An 18,501-nucleotide genomic window follows, 5' to 3' on the forward strand; every position below is an offset into this window, starting at 1 on the left:
CGGATCAACGGTTGGCGTTGTGCGGGGTATTGAGCGTGGCGGCCAGGGCCTGTTCGCAGCGCTCTTGAGCGGTGTCCAGCTCCAGGTGCATCTGCTGGATGTCGAGCATCTGCTGCTCAAGCTGGGCGCGGCGTTCGGCGATCTTGGCAAGCATACTATTGAGCTGCTTGAAGTTGCCGCCGCTGGGGTCGTACAGCTCGATCAGTTCGCGACACTCGGCCAGCGAGAAGCCGATACGCTTGCCGCGCAGGATGAGCTTGAGGGTGACCTTGTCGCGCGCCGTGTAGATGCGCTCAAGGCCACGACGCTCGGGGCTGAGCAAACCCTGCTCCTCGTAGAAGCGGATGGCGCGGGTGGTGATGTCCAGCTCGCGGGACAGGTCGGAGATACTGTAGGTCTGGCTGCTCATGCTCGGGCTCGGAAGATGAATAGCAGTAAGCTAAAGGCAGGTTGACGTTTACGTCAAGCCATCACCCATTCAGTGGCCCTGCAGCGAGCGCCTGTAGCCATTGGGCGTTTTCCCACTCAAGCGCTTGAAGAACCGCGCAAAGTAGGTCGGATCACTGAACCCCAGGCTGTCCGACAGCTGGCCAATGCTCATGCGCGTGTACACAAGACTGCGCCGCGCCTCGAGCAGCAGGCGTTGATGAATCACTTGCAAGGCGCTCTGGCCAGTAAGCTCGCGACACAGCTGATTAAGCTGCAGGCTGGTAATGCCCAAGCGCGTGGCGAACGTCTCTACCGACAAATGCTCGCGATAATGCGCCTCGACCAGGCGCAGATACTGGCCGAGCAACTGCTGATCACGCTCGTCACGATTGCGTGGTGCCTGGCCCAGTTGCTGGCGGCGGCTGATCCACACCATCAGCGCGGTGACCAGCGCCTGCAACATCGCCCCACGGGCCGGCGCATTGCCCTGGTACTCCTGTTGCAGCGTGGCGATCAGTGCGTGCACGTGGTGACGGTCCCTGCCCAGCGGGTAGCACCCGGCCGCGGTCAGCACAGCCAGTGGCGCCCCCAGGCGCTGTTCCACATCTGCCACCAGGGCCGGGCCAAAGGTCAGCACGTGGCCTTGGATGTCGGCACTGAAGCGAAAGCCATGCACGGTGAGTGGCGGCACCACTTGCAGCGCCGCCTCGCTGATCTGGCGGCGCTGGCCTTCGATCTCGACCTGCGCCTGACCGCGCTGGACGTACAGCAACTGGAACAGGTCGGCATGCTGGTGTGGCTTGATTTCCCAGTGGTGCAGGCGGCTACGCGCGGGAATCGACTCGCAGTGCAACAGGTCGGTGCCGGGCCAGGCCTGGTTTTCGCCATAAAGCTGAAACAGCGGCACGCCGCCAAGGCTGGTTTTCATCGCAACGCCTGTCCGTTAATCGAACTAATTTTGTAAAAGTGCAGGTTATCCATTGGATAGCACACTTTTTACCGGTTTTTAGCGAGTAAAAATGCAGGGGCATACCCTAACAGCAGATGCGCGATCCCTGCCACTAGCGGGTCGGCATCGATATCACGAGATAAAAACAATGAAAACTCAGGTTGCAATCATCGGCGCAGGTCCGTCTGGCTTGCTGCTCGGTCAGTTGCTGCACAACGCCGGCATCGACACCCTGATCGTCGAGCGCCATACCCCGCACTACGTGCTCGGCCGGATTCGCGCCGGCGTGCTCGAACAGGGCACCGTCGACTTGCTGCGCGAGGCCGGGGTCGCCGAGCGCATGGATCGCGAGGGGCTGGTGCACGATGGCGTCGAACTGCTGGTGGGCGGTCGCCGCCAGCGCCTGGACCTCAAGGCGCTGACCGGCGGCAAGACGGTTATGGTCTATGGCCAGACCGAAGTCACCCGTGACCTGATGCAAGCGCGGCAAGACTGCGGCGCGCCGATCATCTATTGCGCCAACAATGTGCAACCCCATGAGCTCAAGGGCGAAAAGCCTTACCTGACATTCGAGAAGGATGGCCAGGTGCAGCGCATCGACTGCGACTACATTGCCGGGTGCGACGGTTTTCACGGCGTCTCGCGCCAGAGCATTCCGCAGGAGGTCATCAAACAGTACGAGCGGGTCTATCCGTTCGGCTGGTTGGGGCTGTTGTCAGATACCCCGCCGGTCAATCATGAACTGATCTACGCCCATCACGAACGGGGCTTCGCCCTGTGCAGCCAGCGCTCGGCAACCCGCAGCCGCTATTACCTGCAAGTGCCGCTGGATGAGCGTGTCGAAGCGTGGAGCGATGAGCGTTTCTGGAGCGAACTCAAGGCGCGCCTGCCGCAGGATGTGGCAGATCGGCTAGTCACGGGGCCTGCCCTGGAAAAAAGCATCGCACCGCTGCGCAGCCTGGTGGTTGAGCCCATGCAGTATGGTCACTTGTTTCTGGTCGGTGATGCCGCGCACATCGTCCCGCCGACTGGCGCCAAAGGCCTCAACCTGGCCGCCTCGGACGTCAATTACCTGTACCGGATTCTGCTCAAGGTCTACCGCGAGGGGCGTACCGATCTGCTGGAGCAATACTCGCCGCTGGCCTTGCGCCGGGTGTGGAAGGGCGAGCGCTTCAGCTGGTTCATGACCCAACTGCTGCATGATTTTGGCGAGCACAAGGATGACTGGGACCGCAAGATGCAGGAGGCGGATCGCGAGTACTTCCTCAATTCGCCGGCGGGGTTGGTGAACATTGCCGAAAACTATGTGGGGTTGCCGTTTGAGGCGGTGGAGTAATACTTCTGCCTGAACTGTCAGTGTTGGGGCCGCTTTGCGGTCCTTCACGGCGATTCGGCGTCCCGGGCAGGTCCACTTCCACATCTCTAATGGATCATTCGCTGTCAGCTGCGCTGCGTCGATGACGCCAACATCCGGATAAACCACTGCATTACAAAATTGTAATGTTGCCGCCACCGCGCCGATAACCGTGCCTCCCTACAGTCCTTCGCCACTTGCCGACGAGGACCTGTACCGTGCCGTGGATCCGTGCCACCCCCCACAAGCGCCTTTTGCTCTGCCTGCTGCTTAGCGGCTTTGCCGCCACAGCGGTGCAGGCGCAGAGCCTGAGCCTGTCGCAGGCGCTCGATGCTGCCTTTGCGCAGAACCCGGATTTAGCTGCCGCTGGGCGCGAGATCGGCATCGCCGAGGGCGAGCGCCGTCAGGCCGGATTGCTGCCCAACCCGGAGCTGTCCTGGGAAGTCGAGGACACCCGTCGCGACACCAGCACCACCACCGTTACCCTTAGCCAACCCCTGGAGTTGGGCGGCAAGCGCGGCGCGCGCATCGATGTCGCCAGCGCCGGGCAACACCTTGCCCAACTGGAGCTCGAACGCCAGCGCAACGGCTTGCGCGCCGATGTGGTGCAGGCGTTTCATGCCGCCCTGCGGGCGCAGACGGCGCTGGAGTTGGCGCAGCAATCGCAGCGCCTGACCGAGCGTGGCCTGCGGGTAGTCGAGGGGCGGGTCAAGGCGGGCCAGTCATCGCCGGTCGAAGCCACCCGCGCACAGGTTCAGCTCGCCCAGGCGCAGGCCCAGGCACGCCGCGCCGAGTCCGAGCAGCGGGTGGCCTACCAGTTGCTGGCACGTTTGATCGGCAGTCCACTGGCTGATTTCGACACGCTCGATGCCGCGAGCCTATCGCCGGGGCCGGCACCCCAGGCCGAAGCCTTGCTCGCAAAAGTCGAGCAAACCGCCGAATGGCGCCAGGCCCAGGCCCAGATCAGTCGCGGTGATGCCGCGCTCGGCTCGGAAAAGGCCCAGCGCATCCCCAACCTCACCGTCAGCGTCGGCAGCCAATACAGCCGCGAGGACCGCGAGCGGGTCAATGTGGTGGGGCTGTCGATGCCGCTGCCATTGTTCGACCGCAACCAAGGCAATGTCCTCGCTGCGGCACGCCGTGCCGACCAAGCCCGCGACCTACGCAACGCCACCGAGCTGCGCCTGCGCAGCGACACGCGCAATGCGCTGAGCCAGTGGGCCACCGCCATGCACGAAGTGCAGGCCTACGACCGCACCATCCTGCCCTCGGCCCAACAAGCGGTAGACACCGCGACCCGTGGCTTTGAGATGGGCAAGTTCGCCTTCCTCGATGTGCTCGATGCCCAGCGCACGCTGATCGAAGCGCGCGGGTTGTACCTGGATGCGCTGGCGGCGGCGACCGATGCGCGGGCCCAGGTCGAGCGCATCTATGGCGACCTCGATGCGCTTGGCGGATCGGCACAGCCCTGAACGATTGAATCAATGCCTTGGGAGTGACAATGGACAATACACGCAAGATCGCCATCCTGGTCGCCACCGTCGCTGTGCTCGGCATCGGCGGCCTGGCCTGGACCGGTAACCTCAGCCCGGCAGCCAGCAGCCAGGCTGGCCACGATGAGCATGGCCAACAGGGCCATGGCCACGAGGAAGAGGCGGGCCATGCCCACGGCGAGGAAGGCGGCAAAGGGCATGAAGAGGAGGGCAGGTTGCACCTCAGCGCGGCGCAGATCAGCGCCGCCGGCGTGCAATTGGTTGACGCTGGCCCACGCGCGCTGGGCACGGCGATCAGCTTCCCCGGAGAGATTCGCTTCGATGAAGATCGTACTGCCCACGTGGTACCCAGGGTGGCGGGGGTGGTGCAGTCGGTGCATGCCAATCTGGGCCAGGCAGTCAAGCGTGGCCAGGTCTTGGCGGTGATCGCCAGCCAGCAGATTTCCGAGCTACGTAGCGAACAGCAGGCCGCACAGCGCCGACTGGAGCTGGCGCAGCTGACCTTCAAGCGTGAGCAGCAGCTGTGGCAGGAACGCATCAGCGCCGAGCAGGACTACCTGCAAGCGCGTCAAGCGCTGCAAGAGGCGCAGATTGCCCTGGCCAATGCCCGGCAGAAAGTCGCCGCAGTGGCCCCGGCCGGCGCCGGTAATCGCTACGAACTGCGCGCACCTTTCGATGCCATGGTGGTGGAAAAGCACCTGACCATGGGCGAGGTGGTCGACGAGACCAGCAATGCCTTCACCCTGTCTGACCTGAGCCGCGTCTGGGCCACCTTTGCCGTGGCGCCGCGTGATCTGGACAAGGTCGTCAGCGGCCGTACGGTCACGGTCAGCGCGCCAGACTTGGGCGCCCAGGTCGAAGGCACGGTCAATTACGTGGGCAGCCTGCTCGGCGAGCAGAACCGCGCCGCCACTGTCCGCGCCACCCTGGCCAATCCCAATGGCGCCTGGCGCCCAGGGTTGTTCGTCAACATCGCGGTCAACGTCGAGCGCTTCGACGCACCCGTGGTGGTTCCGGACAGCGCCCTGCAAACCTGGGAGGAGCAAACCGTGGTGTTTGCCCGCACTGAAGAAGGCTTCGAGGCCCGCCCGGTGAAGACCGGCCGACGTGACGCCGGCCAGGTGGAAATCACCGAGGGGCTGAGCGCAGGGACCCAAGTGGCCGCCGCTGGCAGCTTCGTTCTGAAGTCCGAACTCGGCAAGGGTTCGGCCGAGCACAGCCATTGATTCGGGGACGCCAGCATGTTTGAACGCATCATCCAATTCGCCATCGAGCAGCGCTTGGTGGTGATGCTCGCTGTGCTGCTGATGGCGGCGGTGGGCATCCACAGCTACCAGAAGCTGCCGATCGACGCAGTACCCGATATCACCAACGTCCAGGTGCAGATCAATACCGCTGCCCCCGGTTATTCGCCGCTGGAAACCGAGCAGCGCATCACCTTTGCCATCGAGACGGCCATGGCCGGCTTGCCTGGGCTCAAGCAGACCCGTTCGCTGTCGCGCTCGGGCCTGTCGCAGGTGACGGTGATTTTCGCTGACAACACCGATATCTTCTTCGCCCGGCAATTGGTCAACGAGCGCCTGCAAGTGGCTCGCGCACAGTTGCCCGAGGGCATCGAGGCAGCCATGGGGCCAATCTCCACCGGCTTAGGTGAGATCTTCCTGTGGACGATCGAGGCCCAGGAGGGCGCGCTCAAGGACGACGGTACGCCGTACAGCGCCACCGACCTGCGGGTGATCCAGGACTGGATCATCAAGCCGCAACTGCGCAACGTGCCAGGGGTGGCCGAGGTCAACAGCATTGGCGGGCATGCCAAGCAGTACCTGATTGCCCCGGACCTCAAGCGCCTGGCCACCTACAAGCTGACCCTCAATGACCTGATCGGCGCCCTGGAGCGCAACAATGCCAACGTCGGCGCAGGCTACATCGAGCGCAACGGCGAGCAACTGCTGATTCGTGCGCCGGGGCAAGTGGCCTCGGCCGAGGACATTGCCAATGTGGTGATCTCCAGCGCCGATGGCGCGCCCATCCGGGTCAGTCACGTCGCCGAAGTCGGCTTGGGCCAGGAGCTGCGCTCAGGCGCGGCTACCGAGAATGGCCGCGAAGTGGTGCTGGGCACGGTGTTCATGCTGATCGGCGAAAACAGCCGGGCGGTGTCCCAGGCCGTGGCAGCCAAGCTGGTCGAGATCAACCGTAGCCTGCCCAAGGGCGTGGTCGCAGTGACGGTCTATGACCGCACCAACCTGGTCGAGAAGGCGATTGCCACGGTCAAGAAGAACCTGGTCGAAGGCGCGATCCTGGTGATCGCCGTGCTGTTCCTGTTCCTGGGCAACATCCGCGCCGCGCTGATCACCGCCATGGTCATCCCGCTGTCGATGCTGTTCACCTTCACCGGCATGTTCAGCAACAAGGTCAGTGCCAACCTGATGAGCCTGGGCGCGCTGGACTTCGGCATCATCGTCGATGGCGCGGTGGTGATCGTTGAGAACGCCATTCGCCGCCTGGCCCATGCCCAGCAGCGCCATGGCCGCATGCTGAGCCGCAGCGAGCGCTTCCATGAAGTGTTCGCCGCCGCCCGCGAGGCGCGTCGGCCGCTGATCTTCGGCCAGTTGATCATCATGGTGGTGTACCTGCCGATCTTTGCCCTGACCGGGGTCGAGGGCAAGATGTTCCACCCCATGGCGTTCACCGTGGTATTGGCGCTGCTCGGGGCGATGATCCTCTCGGTGACCTTCGTGCCGGCGGCCATCGCGCTGTTCGTCACCGGCAAGGTCAAGGAAGAAGAGGGCGTGCTGATGCGCACTGCGCGCTTGCGCTATGCCCCGGTGCTGAGTTGGGTACTGGGCCATCGCAACCTGGCGTTTGCTGGCGCTGCGACCTTGGTGCTGCTGTCGGGGGTGATGGCTGGCCGCATGGGCAGCGAGTTCATCCCCAGCCTTAGCGAGGGCGACTTCGCCCTGCAAGCCCTGCGCGTGCCGGGGACCAGCTTGAGCGAGTCAGTGCAGATGCAGCAGCGTCTGGAACAAGCCATCATCCAGCAGGTGCCGGAGGTTGAGCGCGTGTTCGCCCGTACCGGTACCGCCGAAATTGCCTCCGACCCGATGCCGCCGAACATCTCCGATGCCTATGTGATGCTCAAGCCGCGTGAGCAGTGGGCCGACCCTGGCAAGCCGCGAGATGAACTGATCGCCCAGGTACAACGCGCCGCTGCCGGTATCCCGGGGAGTAACTACGAGCTGTCCCAGCCCATCCAGCTGCGCTTCAACGAGCTGATCTCCGGGGTGCGCAGCGATGTCGCGGTCAAGGTCTACGGCGACGACATGGACACCCTCAACCGCACCGCCGCGCAGATCGCCGCGACCCTGCAACAGGTGCCCGGCGCATCGGAAGTGAAGACCGAGCAGACCACCGGCCTGCCGGTGCTGACCATCGCTATCGAGCGCGACAAGGCCGCACGTTATGGCTTGAACGTCGGCGATGTGCAGGACGCCATCGCCATCGCCGTGGGTGGGCGCACGGCCGGCACGTTGTATGAAGGCGACCGCCGTTTCGACATGGTGGTGCGCTTATCGGAAACATTGCGCACCGATGTCGATGGCCTGCAGGACCTGCTCATTCCAGTGCCGGCGAACGCTGCGGCGGGGCAGATTGGCTTCATTGCACTGTCGCAGGTGGCGAGCCTGAACCTGGAACTGGGACCGAACCAGATCAGCCGCGAAGACGGCAAGCGGGTGGTGGTGGTCAGCGCCAACGTGCGTGGGCGTGACCTGGGCTCGTTCGTCGAGCAAGCCCAGCAGACCCTGATCGACAAGGTGCAGATCCCGCCCGGCTACTGGACCCGCTGGGGCGGGCAGTTCGAGCAGCTGCAGTCGGCTGCCGAGCGGTTGCAAGTGGTGGTACCGGTGGCGCTGCTGCTGGTGATGGCACTGCTGCTGATGATGTTCAGCAACCTCAAGGACGGCCTGATCGTGTTCACCGGGATTCCGTTTGCCTTGACTGGTGGGGTGTTGGCGCTGTGGCTTAGGGATATCCCGCTGTCGATCTCGGCTGGGGTGGGTTTTATCGCCCTGTCTGGGGTGGCAGTGCTCAATGGCCTGGTGATGATTGCCTTCATCCGCAGCCTGCGCGAGGAAGGCCGACCCCTGCGCGTGGCCATCGAAGAGGGCGCGCTGACCCGCTTGCGGCCAGTCTTGATGACCGCGCTGGTGGCGTCGTTGGGGTTCATTCCGATGGCCTTGGCGACCGGCACGGGTGCCGAAGTGCAGCGACCGCTGGCGACCGTGGTGATCGGCGGGATCCTGTCGTCCACCGCGTTGACCCTGCTGGTGTTGCCAGCGCTGTATCAGTGGGTGCATCGACGCGAAGAGTAAGACTGTCTGTTTGTGCTGTTTGATCTGGCCTCATCGCGGGACACGTCGCTGCTACTTGTCCTGCGATGAGGCCAAAGCATTTTGCAACTACAGCGCAGGGCTGGGCTGTGCGCACGGCACTTCATCATGCAACGAGATGCGTGATGTTTCCGGCAATGCCAACCCGCCTAGCAACGCAATCAGGGCAATCACCACCAAGTAGAAGGCTGGCGCCAGGCTGCTGCCGGTCTGGCCGATCAGCCAGGTTGCCACCAGGGGTGCGGTCCCGCCGAACAAGGTGTAGGCCACGTTGTAGGTGATCGCCGAGGCGGTATAGCGCGTGCGCGTCGGGAAACTCTCCGACAGCAGTGCGGCGGTCACCACGCCACTCATCAGCGCGCCGATGGCCAGCAGAATCACCCCAAGCAACGCCCCGGTCATCGACCCGGAACTGGCCAGCCAGTAGGCCGGGAACACCGCAATCATTACCCACAGGCAGGTAAAGCCGATGGTCTTGCGCCGCCCCACGCGGTCGGAGAAGGCCCCGGCCAACGGGCACCCGGCTGCGGCGAACAGCAACGCGACGGTGGACACCAGCAGCGACTGGGCGCGAGTCAGGTTGCCAACCATCTGCAGGTAGGTGGCGAAGTAGGTGGTGAACATGTAGAACGACAACGCCGTCAGCGAAATGAACGCGCCGAGGTTGCGAATGGCCCGGCCATGATTGCGCAGCGTCTGTTTGAGTGGCGAATGGGCGTGCTCCTTGCCCTCGGCCATGGCCGCGCGAAAGGCTGGGGTTTCTTCCATGCGCCAGCGCAGGTAGAGGCCGACCAGGCCCAGCGGCGCTGCGACCAGAAACGGCACACGCCAACCCCAGGCATTCATCGCTTCTGCGCTCAGGCTGGCTTCCAGGGAGTAGGCGATCACGGCGGCGCAAGCAAATGCAGAGAAGGTCGAGACTGGCACGAAGCTGCCATAGAAGGCGCGTTTGTCGTTGGGTGCGTGCTCCATCAGGTAGGCGCAGGCACCAGCGTATTCACCGCCAGCGGAGAAGCCCTGCAGGCAGCGCGCCAGGGTCAGCAAGATCGGCGCCGCCAGGCCAATGCTGGCGTAGGTGGGTAACAGGCCGATCAGCGTGGTGGAGCCTGCCATCAGCAAAATGGTCATCGACAATACGCGCTTGCGGCCTAGTCGGTCACCCAGTGCGCCGAACACGATGCCGCCTAATGGCCGCAGGGCAAATGCCACGGCGAACACGGCAAAGGTCTTGAGTAGGCCGGCGCTGGGGTCGGAGCTGTCGAAGAACTGGCTGGCGATGAGGGTGGCGAGAAAGCCATAGACGGCGAAGTCGAACCACTCGACGAAATTGCCGACGGCCGATGCGGCGATTACTCGGCGCAAAGTGGCGGGGGAGACCTCATGGGGTGTGGACATACCGATACGCTCCGGTTTCCATTGGCAGCCTGGATGAGAGTGCCGCGGTCGCGCCGCGTCATCGTTGTTGTGGCTGCCAGTAGACCGAGAGGTGGCCCGGTGCGCTTGGTTGTGGGCGACATTGAGATATCTATTTCAACCATTGCTGCTGTGGCGACAGCACCGGCCTCTTCGCGGGCAAGCCCGCTCCCACAGGGTTGGCGGATCTTAGGCATTTGTGTATTCAGAGGCTTGCGCCATATGCCTTGGCATAGCAAAGCTCTACCTGTCCACGCGGCCCCCTGTGGGAGATATCTATTTCAACCATTGCTGCTGTGGCGACAGCACCGGCCTCTTCGCGGGCAAGCCCGATCCCACAGGGTTAGCGGTGATCTTAGGCATTTGTGTATTCAGGGCCATGCGCCATGCGCCTAGGCATAGCAAAGCTCTACCTGTCTACGCGGGCCACTGTGGGAGCGGGCTTGCCCGCGAAGAGGCCGGGACAGGCTCACCGCTGTCCTAAACGCAAAACACCACCCCAGTGCGTGATGCAGCATTGCGAATGTGCTCCTGCATCGCTCGCTGTGCCCCCACCTGCGAGCGGCGCGCCAGGGCGCGCAGGATCTTGCTGTGCTCCTGCCAGGTCTCCATCGCCCGCTCAGGCCGTATGAACGGCAGCTTCTGGCTTTCCAGGAAAATATCCTGGCTGGCGGTGATCACATGCAGCATCGCGCGGTTGCCGCTGGCCTGCAGCAGCGCCTGGTGAAAGGCGAAATCAAGCCGCGCCGCTGCTTCGAAATTGCCTGCGCGTAACTCCTGGCGCATGGCGTCGACATTGTCTTGCAGGCGGTCGATGTCATCGGCGGTCAGGTTCAGTGCCGCTTGCCCGGCAGCGAAGCCTTCCAGGGCATAGCGCAGCTGGAAGGTGTCGGCCGCCGAGACCTGCTCGGCATAGGGCCAGCTAAAACCCGCTGGCGTCTGGGCAGCAGGCTCTTGGACGAACACGCCCTTACCTGGCTGGACACTGACCACGCCCAAGGCACTCAGCGATGACAACGCCTCGCGCAAGGAGGCGCGGCTCACCCCCAGCTGTTCGGAGAGATCGCGCTGCGAGGGCAGGGCATCGCCAGGCAGGTAGCCGCCGTCCTCGATCAGTTTGCGGATCGCCTGCAGGGCGATCTCCGGGACGGCGCGGGGGAGGGTGTCGAGCATGCTGTTCAGACCGGTAGGGGCGATGTCCGATCCTTTTACGGGCTCTGAGGCGCGCTGGCAAGCCTTGCCCTGGCCTGGCGCAGAGGGTGTGTCGGTTGCACGAATGCGGGGCGCCCGCTGACGATGACAGGGCGTATGAAGGTGCAACTGTTCAGACCAGTAAGACCGTGTAGCGCCGCGCCTTGTGCGTGTTTCAACAGGTTTTTCTTCACTCTGGCATGCCCCGTGCACTGGTCACCAGGACTGATCACCCCGGACCCACGCGAGGCTATTGCATGACTACCTTCCGCTCCCTGTTCCTGGCTTCCCTGTTCTGCGCCGGTGCCCTGGCTGTGACCCAGGCCCAGGCCGACGCCCTCGCCGACATCACTGCCCGTGGCGTGTTGAAAGTGGCCGTGCCGCAAGACTTTCCGCCATTCGGCTCGGTAGGCCCAGACCTCAAGCCGCGCGGCCTGGACATCGACACCGCGCAGCTGCTGGCCGACAAACTGGGCGTCAAGCTGGCCCTGACCCCGGTCAACAGCACCAACCGTATTCCGTTTCTCACCACCGGCAAGGTCGACCTGGTCATCTCAAGCCTGGGCAAGAACCCCGAGCGCGCTGCAGTGATCGATTTCTCCCGGCCGTACGCGCCGTTCTACCTGGCCGTGTTCGGTCCGGCTGAAGCGAGCATCGATACCATTGAAGCCATCGCTGGCAAGACCATCAGCGTCACCCGTGGCTCGATCGAAGACATGGAACTCTCCGCCGTGGCCCCCAAGGGCGCCACCATCAAGCGCTTTGAAGACAATAACTCGACCATTGCCGCTTACCTGGCCGGCCAGGTCGAGCTGATCGCCAGCGGCAGCGTGGTGATGTCGGCGATCGCTGAGAAGAACCCGGCCAAAGTGCCGGTGATGAAGGTCAAGCTCAAGGACTCGCCGGTGTATGTCGGCCTGGCCAAACAAGAGCCGGCGCTGCTGGACAAGGTCAACGCCACCCTGGATGCGGCCAAGGCCGATGGCAGCCTCAATCGCAATGCCGAGAAATGGCTCAAGCAGCCACTGCCGGCCGATCTTTGAGCGGCACCTGGAGTTGTTGATCGATGGCTTACCAATTTGATTTCGCCCCGGTCTTGGCCCAGGCCGACCTGTTGCTCAAAGGGGCGCTGTTCACCCTGCAACTGACCGTGGTTGGCACCGTGCTCGGGCTGGCCATCGGGGTGCTTGGCGCGGTGGTGCGCGCCTGGCGGCTGCGGCCGTTCGATGCACTGTTTGGGGTGTATGTGGAGCTGATCCGCAACACACCGTTCATTGTGCAATTGTTCTTCATCTTTTTCGGTCTGCCGGCGCTGGGGGTGCGCCTGACGGAATGGCAGGCAGCGGTGCTGGCGATGGTGATCAACCTGGGTGCTTACTCCACCGAGATCATCCGCGCAGGTATCGTGGCAATCCCCAAGGGGCAGTTGGAGGCGGCCGCGGCACTGGCCATGAGCCGCTTCGAAGCGTTCCGCCATGTGGTGCTGCAGCCTGCGCTGGCCAAGGTTTGGCCAGCGCTGAGCAGCCAGATCGTGATCGTCATGCTCGGCTCGGCGGTGTGTTCGCAGATCGCCACCGAAGAGCTGTCGTTTGCTGCCAACTTCATTCAGTCGCGCAACTTTCGCGCCTTCGAGACTTACCTGCTGACCACGCTGCTGTACCTGGTCATGGCGATTGTCGTGCGCCAGTTGCTGGCTTGGCTCGGTCAGCGCTTGCTGATGGGGAGACGCTGAATGGATTTCACCTTGTGGGACATCGTGCGCAACCTGCTGATCGGCTTGCAGTGGACAGTGCTGCTGTCGCTGGTGGCGTTTGTCTGCGGCGGGATCGCCGGGCTGTTGCTGCTGGTGGCGCGGATCTCCGATAGCGGCCTGTGGCGCGCTCTGGCCAGGGGCTATATCGAATTGTTCCAGGGCACGCCACTGCTGATGCAGTTGTTCATGGTGTTCTTTGGCATCGCCCTGTTCGGTATCGACGTTTCGGCCTGGATGGCGGCAGCCATCGCCCTGACCTTGTTCACCAGTGCGTTTCTGGCCGAGATCTGGCGCGGCTGCGTCGAGTCGATCCCGCGCGGGCAGTGGGAAGCTTCCGGCAGCTTGGCGTTGAGCCGGCTTGAGCAGTTACGTCATGTGATTCTGCCGCAGGCCCTGCGCATTGCCATTGCGCCGACGGTGGGCTTCTCGGTGCAGGTGGTCAAGGGCACGGCGGTGACCTCGATCATTGGCTTCACCGAGCTGACCAAGACGGGCGGCATGCTGGCCAACGCCACCTTCGAACCGTTCCTGACCTACGGCTTGGTGGCCTTGGGTTACTTCATCCTGTGTTATCCGCTCTCGCTGAGCGCCCGTTATCTGGAAAGGAGGCTGCATGCCCCTGCTTAGAGTGTCCGCGCTGCACAAGTACTACGGCGATAACCATGTGCTCAAGGGCGTCGACCTGAGCATCGAGGAAGGTGAGGTGGTCGCCATCATCGGCCGCAGCGGCTCTGGCAAGAGCACCTTCCTGCGCACCCTCAATGGCCTGGAGTCAATCAGTGACGGGGTGATCGAGGTTGATGGCGAGTACCTCGACGCTGCCCGCGCCGACCTGCGCTCGCTGCGCCAGAAGGTCGGCATGGTGTTCCAGCAGTTCAACCTGTTCCCGCACTTGACGGTTGGCGAGAACGTTATGCTGGCGCCGCAAGTGGTGAAAGAGACCAGCAAGGCCGAGGCCCGGCAACTGGCTCACCAGATGCTCGAACGAGTCGGACTGGGCGAGAAGTTCGATGCCTATCCGGATCGTTTGTCAGGCGGCCAGCAGCAGCGCGTGGCGATCGCCCGCGCCTTGGCGATGTCGCCCAAAGTGCTGCTGTGCGACGAGATCACTTCGGCGCTCGACCCGGAATTGGTCAACGAAGTGCTCGGCGTAGTGCGCCAGCTGGCCAAGGAGGGCATGACCTTGATCATGGTCACCCACGAGATGCGCTTTGCCCGCGAGGTAGGGGACAAACTGGTGTTCATGCACCAGGGCAAGGTGCATGAAATGGGCAATCCACGCGAGGTGTTCGCCGCGCCGCAGACGCCGGAGTTGGCCAACTTCATTGGTGCGGTGGCGCAGGTGGGTTAGCAGGGGGTTCGCTATGATTGGGGCTGCGCAGCAGCCCCAATATCTCCCGGCTTAGGGCCGGCCCACCTTCCAAGGCGCGTATTCGACCAACGCATACCCTTCCACCCGGCCGTGTGGATCAGGCGCAAAGCCAGGCATCGCTTGCAGATCAAGCCCCAGGCACGCGCTGTTCAAGCGCGCCTGCAAGGCGCTGTCGAGGCGAAAAGCATCAGTGCGCAAGCGCGTAGGCTGCAAGTCGATCAGGCAGCCCTGGACCTTGCCCTGGGCATTGGCCTGATAACGGATCACCGCGGTGCCGATGCTGTCGACCGGTTGCGTGCGCATCAGCTGGTGCCAGAAGTACTGGCGTTGCTGCTGGCGCAAGTCCCAGCTGGCGTGGGCATTCTTCCAGTGCGCCGGCAGCATGACGATCACCGGGGCGACCATTTCGACGCTGTCGTCCTCGCCAAACAACGGTTCAGGCACCTGTGGGTACACGGTCATCCAGCACTGCGCCTTGATGACCTTGGCCAGGGTGGCGAAGTCCGAGCGCACCACATCGGCTGGCAACATGGCCGAATGCTTGGGTGCGGCAGCGGTGACTTTACAGGCTACCGGCTCGGAGCGTTTGTTCAAGGTCACATGCAGCCTGGCCGCGCCGACCAGTTTGCCGCGCGAGGCGCTGAGGATGTTGAGCTGTAGATTGTGTTGCACGTCGGCGGTGAACTGCTGCATGACCTTGTCATCGACTTTGTCGACATTGTTGCCGACCACGCCAGAGGTCTTGCAGGCGCTCAAGGCAAGAACGCCGAGCAGGATGACAGGCAGACGAGCGATGCAGTGGTGCTTTGACACGAAGACTTCCTTGAATGAGCGCACTGGGACTTTCATGTGCCAGTAGTGAGGGCGCGACAGGATAATGCAATTCATTCCTGTTTAGCAGGGTGATCGTTCGGGAGTGTTTTTCAGCCGATGTCGCCGATGCTTACGTTTAACTGCTGTGGGCCTGCGCGAATACGCTAGAGTTCGCCTTCCAGGCGAGCACGGAGCAGGAACATGGCCCAGAACATCTACGACAACAGCGATTTCTTCGCAGGTTACAGTCAATTGCCGCGTCAGGTGCTCGGCCTGGACGGTGCGCCTGAGTGGCCGGCAATCCGCGCTTTGTTACCTGAGCTTGGCGGCAAGCGGGTGGTCGACCTGGGCTGCGGCTTCGGCTGGGCCTCGCGCTGGCTGCGTGAGCAGGGTGCAGCCTCGGTGCTGGGCTTGGACATTTCAAACAATATGATCGAGCGAGCCCGTCGTGACACCCAGGATCAAGCTATTGAATACCGCATTGCCGATCTGGAGACGCTGCAACTGCCGCCTGCCGCATTCGAGCTGGCCTACAGCGCGTTGACCTTCCACTACATCGAGGACTTCGCCCGCTTGCTGCGCACCCTTCACCAGTCCCTCACCCCGGGTGGGCACCTGGTGTTTACCTGTGAACACCCGATCTACATGGCTGCCGCGCATCCGCACTTCAGCCTCGACCAAGACGGGCGCAAGACCTGGCCGGTCAATGGCTACGCGCAAGAGGGCGAGCGGCGTACCGACTGGTTCGCCAAAGGCGTGCTGAAGTACCACAGGACCCTGGCCAGCACCCTCAATGCCCTGATCGAAACGGGGTTCCAGATCAGCCGGATAGAGGAATTCGCCCCCAGCAGTGAACAGGTCCTGGCCATGCCGGTGCTGGCCGAAGAGCTGGAGCGGCCGATGATGTTGCTGGTTGCAGCCCAGCGCGGATGACGGGCAGCAGGTGTGGTGGTGGCAACACGGGCCTCTTCGCGGGCAAGCCCGCTCCTACAGGCACCCCGTTGACCTCGAAGCCACTGCGGTACCTGTGGGAGCGGGCTGGTCGGGGCGCCGAACCGCCGCGAAGGGCTGCACAGCAGCCCCATAACAGCTGGTCCCGCGATGAGGGCAGATGAAACCCTACCAACAACCAGCAATCAGAAACGCATATCCATCGCCACCTCGAATGTGCGCGGCGCACCCATGTAGTACTGCAAGCCATAGGCCTGCTTGGCATACACCTCATCGGTCATGTTGCGCACCCGCGCGGTGATCGCCGTGTGCTCATCCAGGCGGTAGCGGGCAAACGCGCCGAACAAGGTGTAGGCCGGCGCCTTGAGGGTGTTGGCGTTGTCGGCATACACCGAGTCGACATAGCGGCCATCCACCCCGGCCGACCACGCCGGGCTGAAGCTGTAGGTCAGCCACAGGTTGGCAACGTTGGCCGGCACGTTCACTGGCGCGTTGCCTTTGCGCGAGACCGACACGCCGTTGACCGCTTCGTTGAACTCATCGTACTGCGCATCGACATAGGCATAGTTGGCCTCGGCGAGCAGCTTGGGCGTGACCTGAAAACGGCCGGACAACTCGATGCCACGCGAGGTCTGTTGGCCAGCTTGCACGGTCAGGTTGGGGTTGCTCGAGTCGCGTACGGCAAAGTCCTTGCGCACGATCTGGTACAGCGCCACGGTTGCCGCACCGCGGCCATCGAGGAAGTCGAACTTGCTCCCCGCTTCCCACTGCTCGCCTTTGGACAGGTCGAACAGGCCGACGTTGGAGTAGGTCGCCCCGGCCAGTGAACCGGCCGGCAGGTCGGCGGCGGTGCTGTACTGCACGTAGACGCTGGCGCTTGGGGTCAGTTCGTAGGTCAGGCCAATGCGCCCGCTCAGTGGCTCCCAGCGGCGTTCGAAGTAGGCCGGGCTGGTTGGCGTGACGGCGCCATAGTTGGTCACCTGCATATCCAGGTAGTCGTAACGCAGGCCAGTCAGCAGGGCCAGGCGATCGGTCAGCTGCAGACGGTTCTCGGCGAACAGGGCGCGGTTGGTGACCTGGTGGTGACGCTGCTTGGTCAAGCCGGCGTTGACCCCAGGAATATCCTCGAAGCTGCCAGGGTCGAAGTGGTCCGGGTCGACCACATCATTCCAGCTGCCGGAGGTTGGGTAGAGGTCCTGGCGCATGCGTGAGTAGTCCAGGCCAACTGCCCATTGACTGGCCAGGCCGAACAGGCTGTTGTTGTGCCGCAGTTCGATACGATCGCCCAGCACGGTTTGTTCGTGGCGCTGCAGGTAAGGGCTTGAGCGCAGTACGTTGCCGTCTGCGTTGTAGCTGTAGCGCTCGAGGTTGCGGTAGTCGCGTTGGGCGTCGTAGTGATAGAGGGTGTTCTGCACGCTGGTGCTGTCGCTGATCTGATAGTCGAGGATCGAACGCAGCCAGCGCACCCGCTGCTCATAGCGCCCGTCGGCGACGTTGTAGTTCTCGAAGCGGCGGCTGTTGTCGATCTTCATCGTGCTGCGACCTGGCAGAATCGGCGAGCCCCAGTAAGGGCTGCGTTCCTTGTCCTGCTGGTACTCGAAGGCGAGGGTGTGGGTCAGGTTAGGGTTCAGGTCGCTGAGCAGGGATATCGCCAGGCTGTCGGTGTCGCGTTCATTGCGGTCGATGTAGCCGTTGCTGTGGCCACGGCTGAAATCCAGGCGCAGGAAGTGATGGGCATCTGCCGGGTTGCTGGCCAGCGCCTGGTTGATGCCAAAAGCGACTTCCGAGTCATCGAAGCTGCCATAGCGAATCCGCCCATCGATGATCTGCTCATCGCGGCTGGCCAGCTTGGTGATGTAGTTGATCGAGCCGCCCACGGCGCCTGCGCCATGCAGGAACGATGACGGCCCGCCGATCAGCTCGACCCGGTCGATCACCCAGGCGTCCACCGGCCGGGTGGCGCTGCTGTAGCCCAGGTTGATGCCGTTGTAGAGCTGGGTGACCTGGTTTTGGGTAAAGCCGCGGTAGGCGACGAAACCGCCGTAACCGGGGTTGGCCGAGGCGTTCACGCCGGTCATGGCGTTGATCACGTCCTGGGTGTCCTTGGCACCACGCTCTTCGATCACGCGCCGGTCCGAGACACTCACCGAGGCCGGCGTTTGCCGGGCGGTCAGGCCCAGCTTGGAACCGGTGCGGATCGGTTCGTCCAGTTGCACCCCGGAAGGCGCGGCGCGCTCGGCATCGATGGTGGTGGCGCTGAGTTCAACGGGCGAGTGGTCCGCCCAGGCGACGGTGCAGGTGCTTGCCAGAAGCACCAGGGAGGTATTACGGATCATGTTGTTGTAGGTTCCACGCAAAGGTCATGGCTGACCGCACGCGCACGGGCAAGCGTACC

Annotated in this window: 15 protein-coding genes; 9 read left to right on the plus strand and 6 right to left on the minus strand. The window is 63.3% G+C overall.

Translation table 11 applies throughout. From position 1 onward, the window contains the following. Window positions 1–4: 4 nt before the first annotated feature. Window positions 5–409: a MerR family transcriptional regulator gene (locus tag HU737_RS08045; RefSeq protein WP_186553409.1), complete on the minus strand. Its 405-nt coding sequence runs from the start codon at window positions 407–409 to the stop codon at window positions 5–7. A gap of 69 nt (window positions 410–478) precedes the next feature. Then, entirely contained in the window at window positions 479–1,357 is an 879-nt protein-coding gene (locus HU737_RS08050; RefSeq protein WP_186553408.1) for a helix-turn-helix domain-containing protein, read from the minus strand. A 169-nt stretch (window positions 1,358–1,526) separates the two neighbouring features. Between HU737_RS08050 and pobA the strand changes: the two genes are divergently transcribed. The 4 genes from pobA (at window position 1,527) to HU737_RS08070 (ending at window position 8,595) form a co-directional block, all read left to right on the plus strand. Next, the gene (gene pobA / locus HU737_RS08055) at window positions 1,527–2,714 is read left to right on the plus strand and encodes a 4-hydroxybenzoate 3-monooxygenase (protein WP_186553407.1); all 1,188 of its coding nucleotides are present in this window, start codon (window positions 1,527–1,529) and stop codon (window positions 2,712–2,714) included. Between the two features lie 245 nt (window positions 2,715–2,959). Continuing rightward, on the plus strand, window positions 2,960–4,204 hold the full coding sequence (locus HU737_RS08060; RefSeq protein WP_437182254.1) for a TolC family protein: 1,245 nt from the start codon (window positions 2,960–2,962) through the stop codon (window positions 4,202–4,204). 29 nt (window positions 4,205–4,233) lie between these two features. Beyond that, complete coding sequence (locus HU737_RS08065; RefSeq protein WP_186553406.1) at window positions 4,234–5,451, plus strand: efflux RND transporter periplasmic adaptor subunit; 1,218 nt, start codon at window positions 4,234–4,236, stop codon at window positions 5,449–5,451. A 15-nt stretch (window positions 5,452–5,466) separates the two neighbouring features. After that, window positions 5,467–8,595, plus strand: a complete 3,129-nt coding sequence (locus HU737_RS08070; RefSeq protein WP_186553405.1) for an efflux RND transporter permease subunit — start codon at window positions 5,467–5,469, stop codon at window positions 8,593–8,595. An 87-nt stretch (window positions 8,596–8,682) separates the two neighbouring features. Here HU737_RS08070 and HU737_RS08075 read toward each other — a convergent pair whose 3' ends face one another. Together HU737_RS08075 and HU737_RS08080 are read right to left on the minus strand one after the other, a co-directional pair. Further along, window positions 8,683–10,008, minus strand: coding sequence for an MFS transporter (locus HU737_RS08075; RefSeq protein WP_186553404.1), 1,326 nt, complete (start codon window positions 10,006–10,008; stop codon window positions 8,683–8,685). 498 nt (window positions 10,009–10,506) lie between these two features. Further along, complete coding sequence (locus HU737_RS08080; protein WP_186553403.1) at window positions 10,507–11,199, minus strand: FadR/GntR family transcriptional regulator; 693 nt, start codon at window positions 11,197–11,199, stop codon at window positions 10,507–10,509. Between the two features lie 275 nt (window positions 11,200–11,474). Between HU737_RS08080 and HU737_RS08085 the strand changes: the two genes are divergently transcribed. Genes HU737_RS08085 through HU737_RS08100 form a run of 4 tightly spaced genes read left to right on the plus strand, consistent with a single transcriptional unit; the run spans window position 11,475 to window position 14,321 of the window. Further along, window positions 11,475–12,260 (plus strand): transporter substrate-binding domain-containing protein, encoded by a 786-nt coding sequence (locus HU737_RS08085; protein ID WP_186553402.1) that lies wholly within the window; start codon window positions 11,475–11,477, stop codon window positions 12,258–12,260. 23 nt (window positions 12,261–12,283) lie between these two features. After that, window positions 12,284–12,949 carry an amino acid ABC transporter permease gene (locus tag HU737_RS08090; protein ID WP_186553401.1) on the plus strand — a complete coding sequence of 222 codons (666 nt, stop codon included), beginning with the start codon at window positions 12,284–12,286 and terminating at the stop codon, window positions 12,947–12,949. Next, entirely contained in the window at window positions 12,950–13,597 is a 648-nt protein-coding gene (locus HU737_RS08095) for an amino acid ABC transporter permease (protein WP_186553400.1), read from the plus strand. Continuing rightward, a complete protein-coding gene (locus HU737_RS08100) occupies window positions 13,584–14,321 on the plus strand; it encodes an amino acid ABC transporter ATP-binding protein (RefSeq protein WP_186553399.1) in 738 nt (245 codons plus the stop codon). Before HU737_RS08095 ends, HU737_RS08100 begins: the two co-directional genes overlap by 14 nt. A gap of 51 nt (window positions 14,322–14,372) precedes the next feature. Here HU737_RS08100 and HU737_RS08105 read toward each other — a convergent pair whose 3' ends face one another. Continuing rightward, window positions 14,373–15,155 (minus strand): hypothetical protein, encoded by a 783-nt coding sequence (locus HU737_RS08105; protein WP_186553398.1) that lies wholly within the window; start codon window positions 15,153–15,155, stop codon window positions 14,373–14,375. 201 nt (window positions 15,156–15,356) lie between these two features. On the opposite strand from HU737_RS08105, the gene HU737_RS08110 reads away from it, so the two are divergent. Beyond that, a complete protein-coding gene (locus HU737_RS08110) occupies window positions 15,357–16,088 on the plus strand; it encodes a class I SAM-dependent methyltransferase (RefSeq protein ID WP_186553397.1) in 732 nt (243 codons plus the stop codon). A 203-nt stretch (window positions 16,089–16,291) separates the two neighbouring features. Here the strand turns inward: HU737_RS08110 and HU737_RS08115 are convergent, their stop codons facing one another. Beyond that, window positions 16,292–18,442: a TonB-dependent receptor gene (locus tag HU737_RS08115; protein WP_186553396.1), complete on the minus strand. Its 2,151-nt coding sequence runs from the start codon at window positions 18,440–18,442 to the stop codon at window positions 16,292–16,294. Between the last annotated feature and the right edge of the window lie 59 nt (window positions 18,443–18,501).

This window comes from Pseudomonas urmiensis (assembly GCF_014268815.2).
Lineage (GTDB): Bacteria > Pseudomonadota > Gammaproteobacteria > Pseudomonadales > Pseudomonadaceae > Aquipseudomonas > Aquipseudomonas urmiensis.

Bases quoted from the DNA above. Each gene is read 5' to 3' on its own strand.
- HU737_RS08045 (WP_186553409.1), bottom strand. From the start codon at position 409: ATGAGCAGCCAGACCTACAGTATCTCCGACCTGTCCCGCGAGCTGGAC.
- HU737_RS08050 (WP_186553408.1), bottom strand. From the start codon at position 1,357: ATGAAAACCAGCCTTGGCGGCGTGCCGCTGTTTCAGCTTTATGGCGAA.
- pobA (WP_186553407.1), top strand. From the start codon at position 1,527: ATGAAAACTCAGGTTGCAATCATCGGCGCAGGTCCGTCTGGCTTGCTG.
- HU737_RS08065 (WP_186553406.1), top strand. From the start codon at position 4,234: ATGGACAATACACGCAAGATCGCCATCCTGGTCGCCACCGTCGCTGTG.
- HU737_RS08070 (WP_186553405.1), top strand. From the start codon at position 5,467: ATGTTTGAACGCATCATCCAATTCGCCATCGAGCAGCGCTTGGTGGTG.
- HU737_RS08075 (WP_186553404.1), bottom strand. From the start codon at position 10,008: ATGTCCACACCCCATGAGGTCTCCCCCGCCACTTTGCGCCGAGTAATC.
- HU737_RS08080 (WP_186553403.1), bottom strand. From the start codon at position 11,199: ATGCTCGACACCCTCCCCCGCGCCGTCCCGGAGATCGCCCTGCAGGCG.
- HU737_RS08085 (WP_186553402.1), top strand. From the start codon at position 11,475: ATGACTACCTTCCGCTCCCTGTTCCTGGCTTCCCTGTTCTGCGCCGGT.
- HU737_RS08090 (WP_186553401.1), top strand. From the start codon at position 12,284: ATGGCTTACCAATTTGATTTCGCCCCGGTCTTGGCCCAGGCCGACCTG.
- HU737_RS08095 (WP_186553400.1), top strand. From the start codon at position 12,950: ATGGATTTCACCTTGTGGGACATCGTGCGCAACCTGCTGATCGGCTTG.
- HU737_RS08100 (WP_186553399.1), top strand. From the start codon at position 13,584: ATGCCCCTGCTTAGAGTGTCCGCGCTGCACAAGTACTACGGCGATAAC.
- HU737_RS08110 (WP_186553397.1), top strand. From the start codon at position 15,357: ATGGCCCAGAACATCTACGACAACAGCGATTTCTTCGCAGGTTACAGT.
- HU737_RS08115 (WP_186553396.1), bottom strand. From the start codon at position 18,442: ATGATCCGTAATACCTCCCTGGTGCTTCTGGCAAGCACCTGCACCGTC.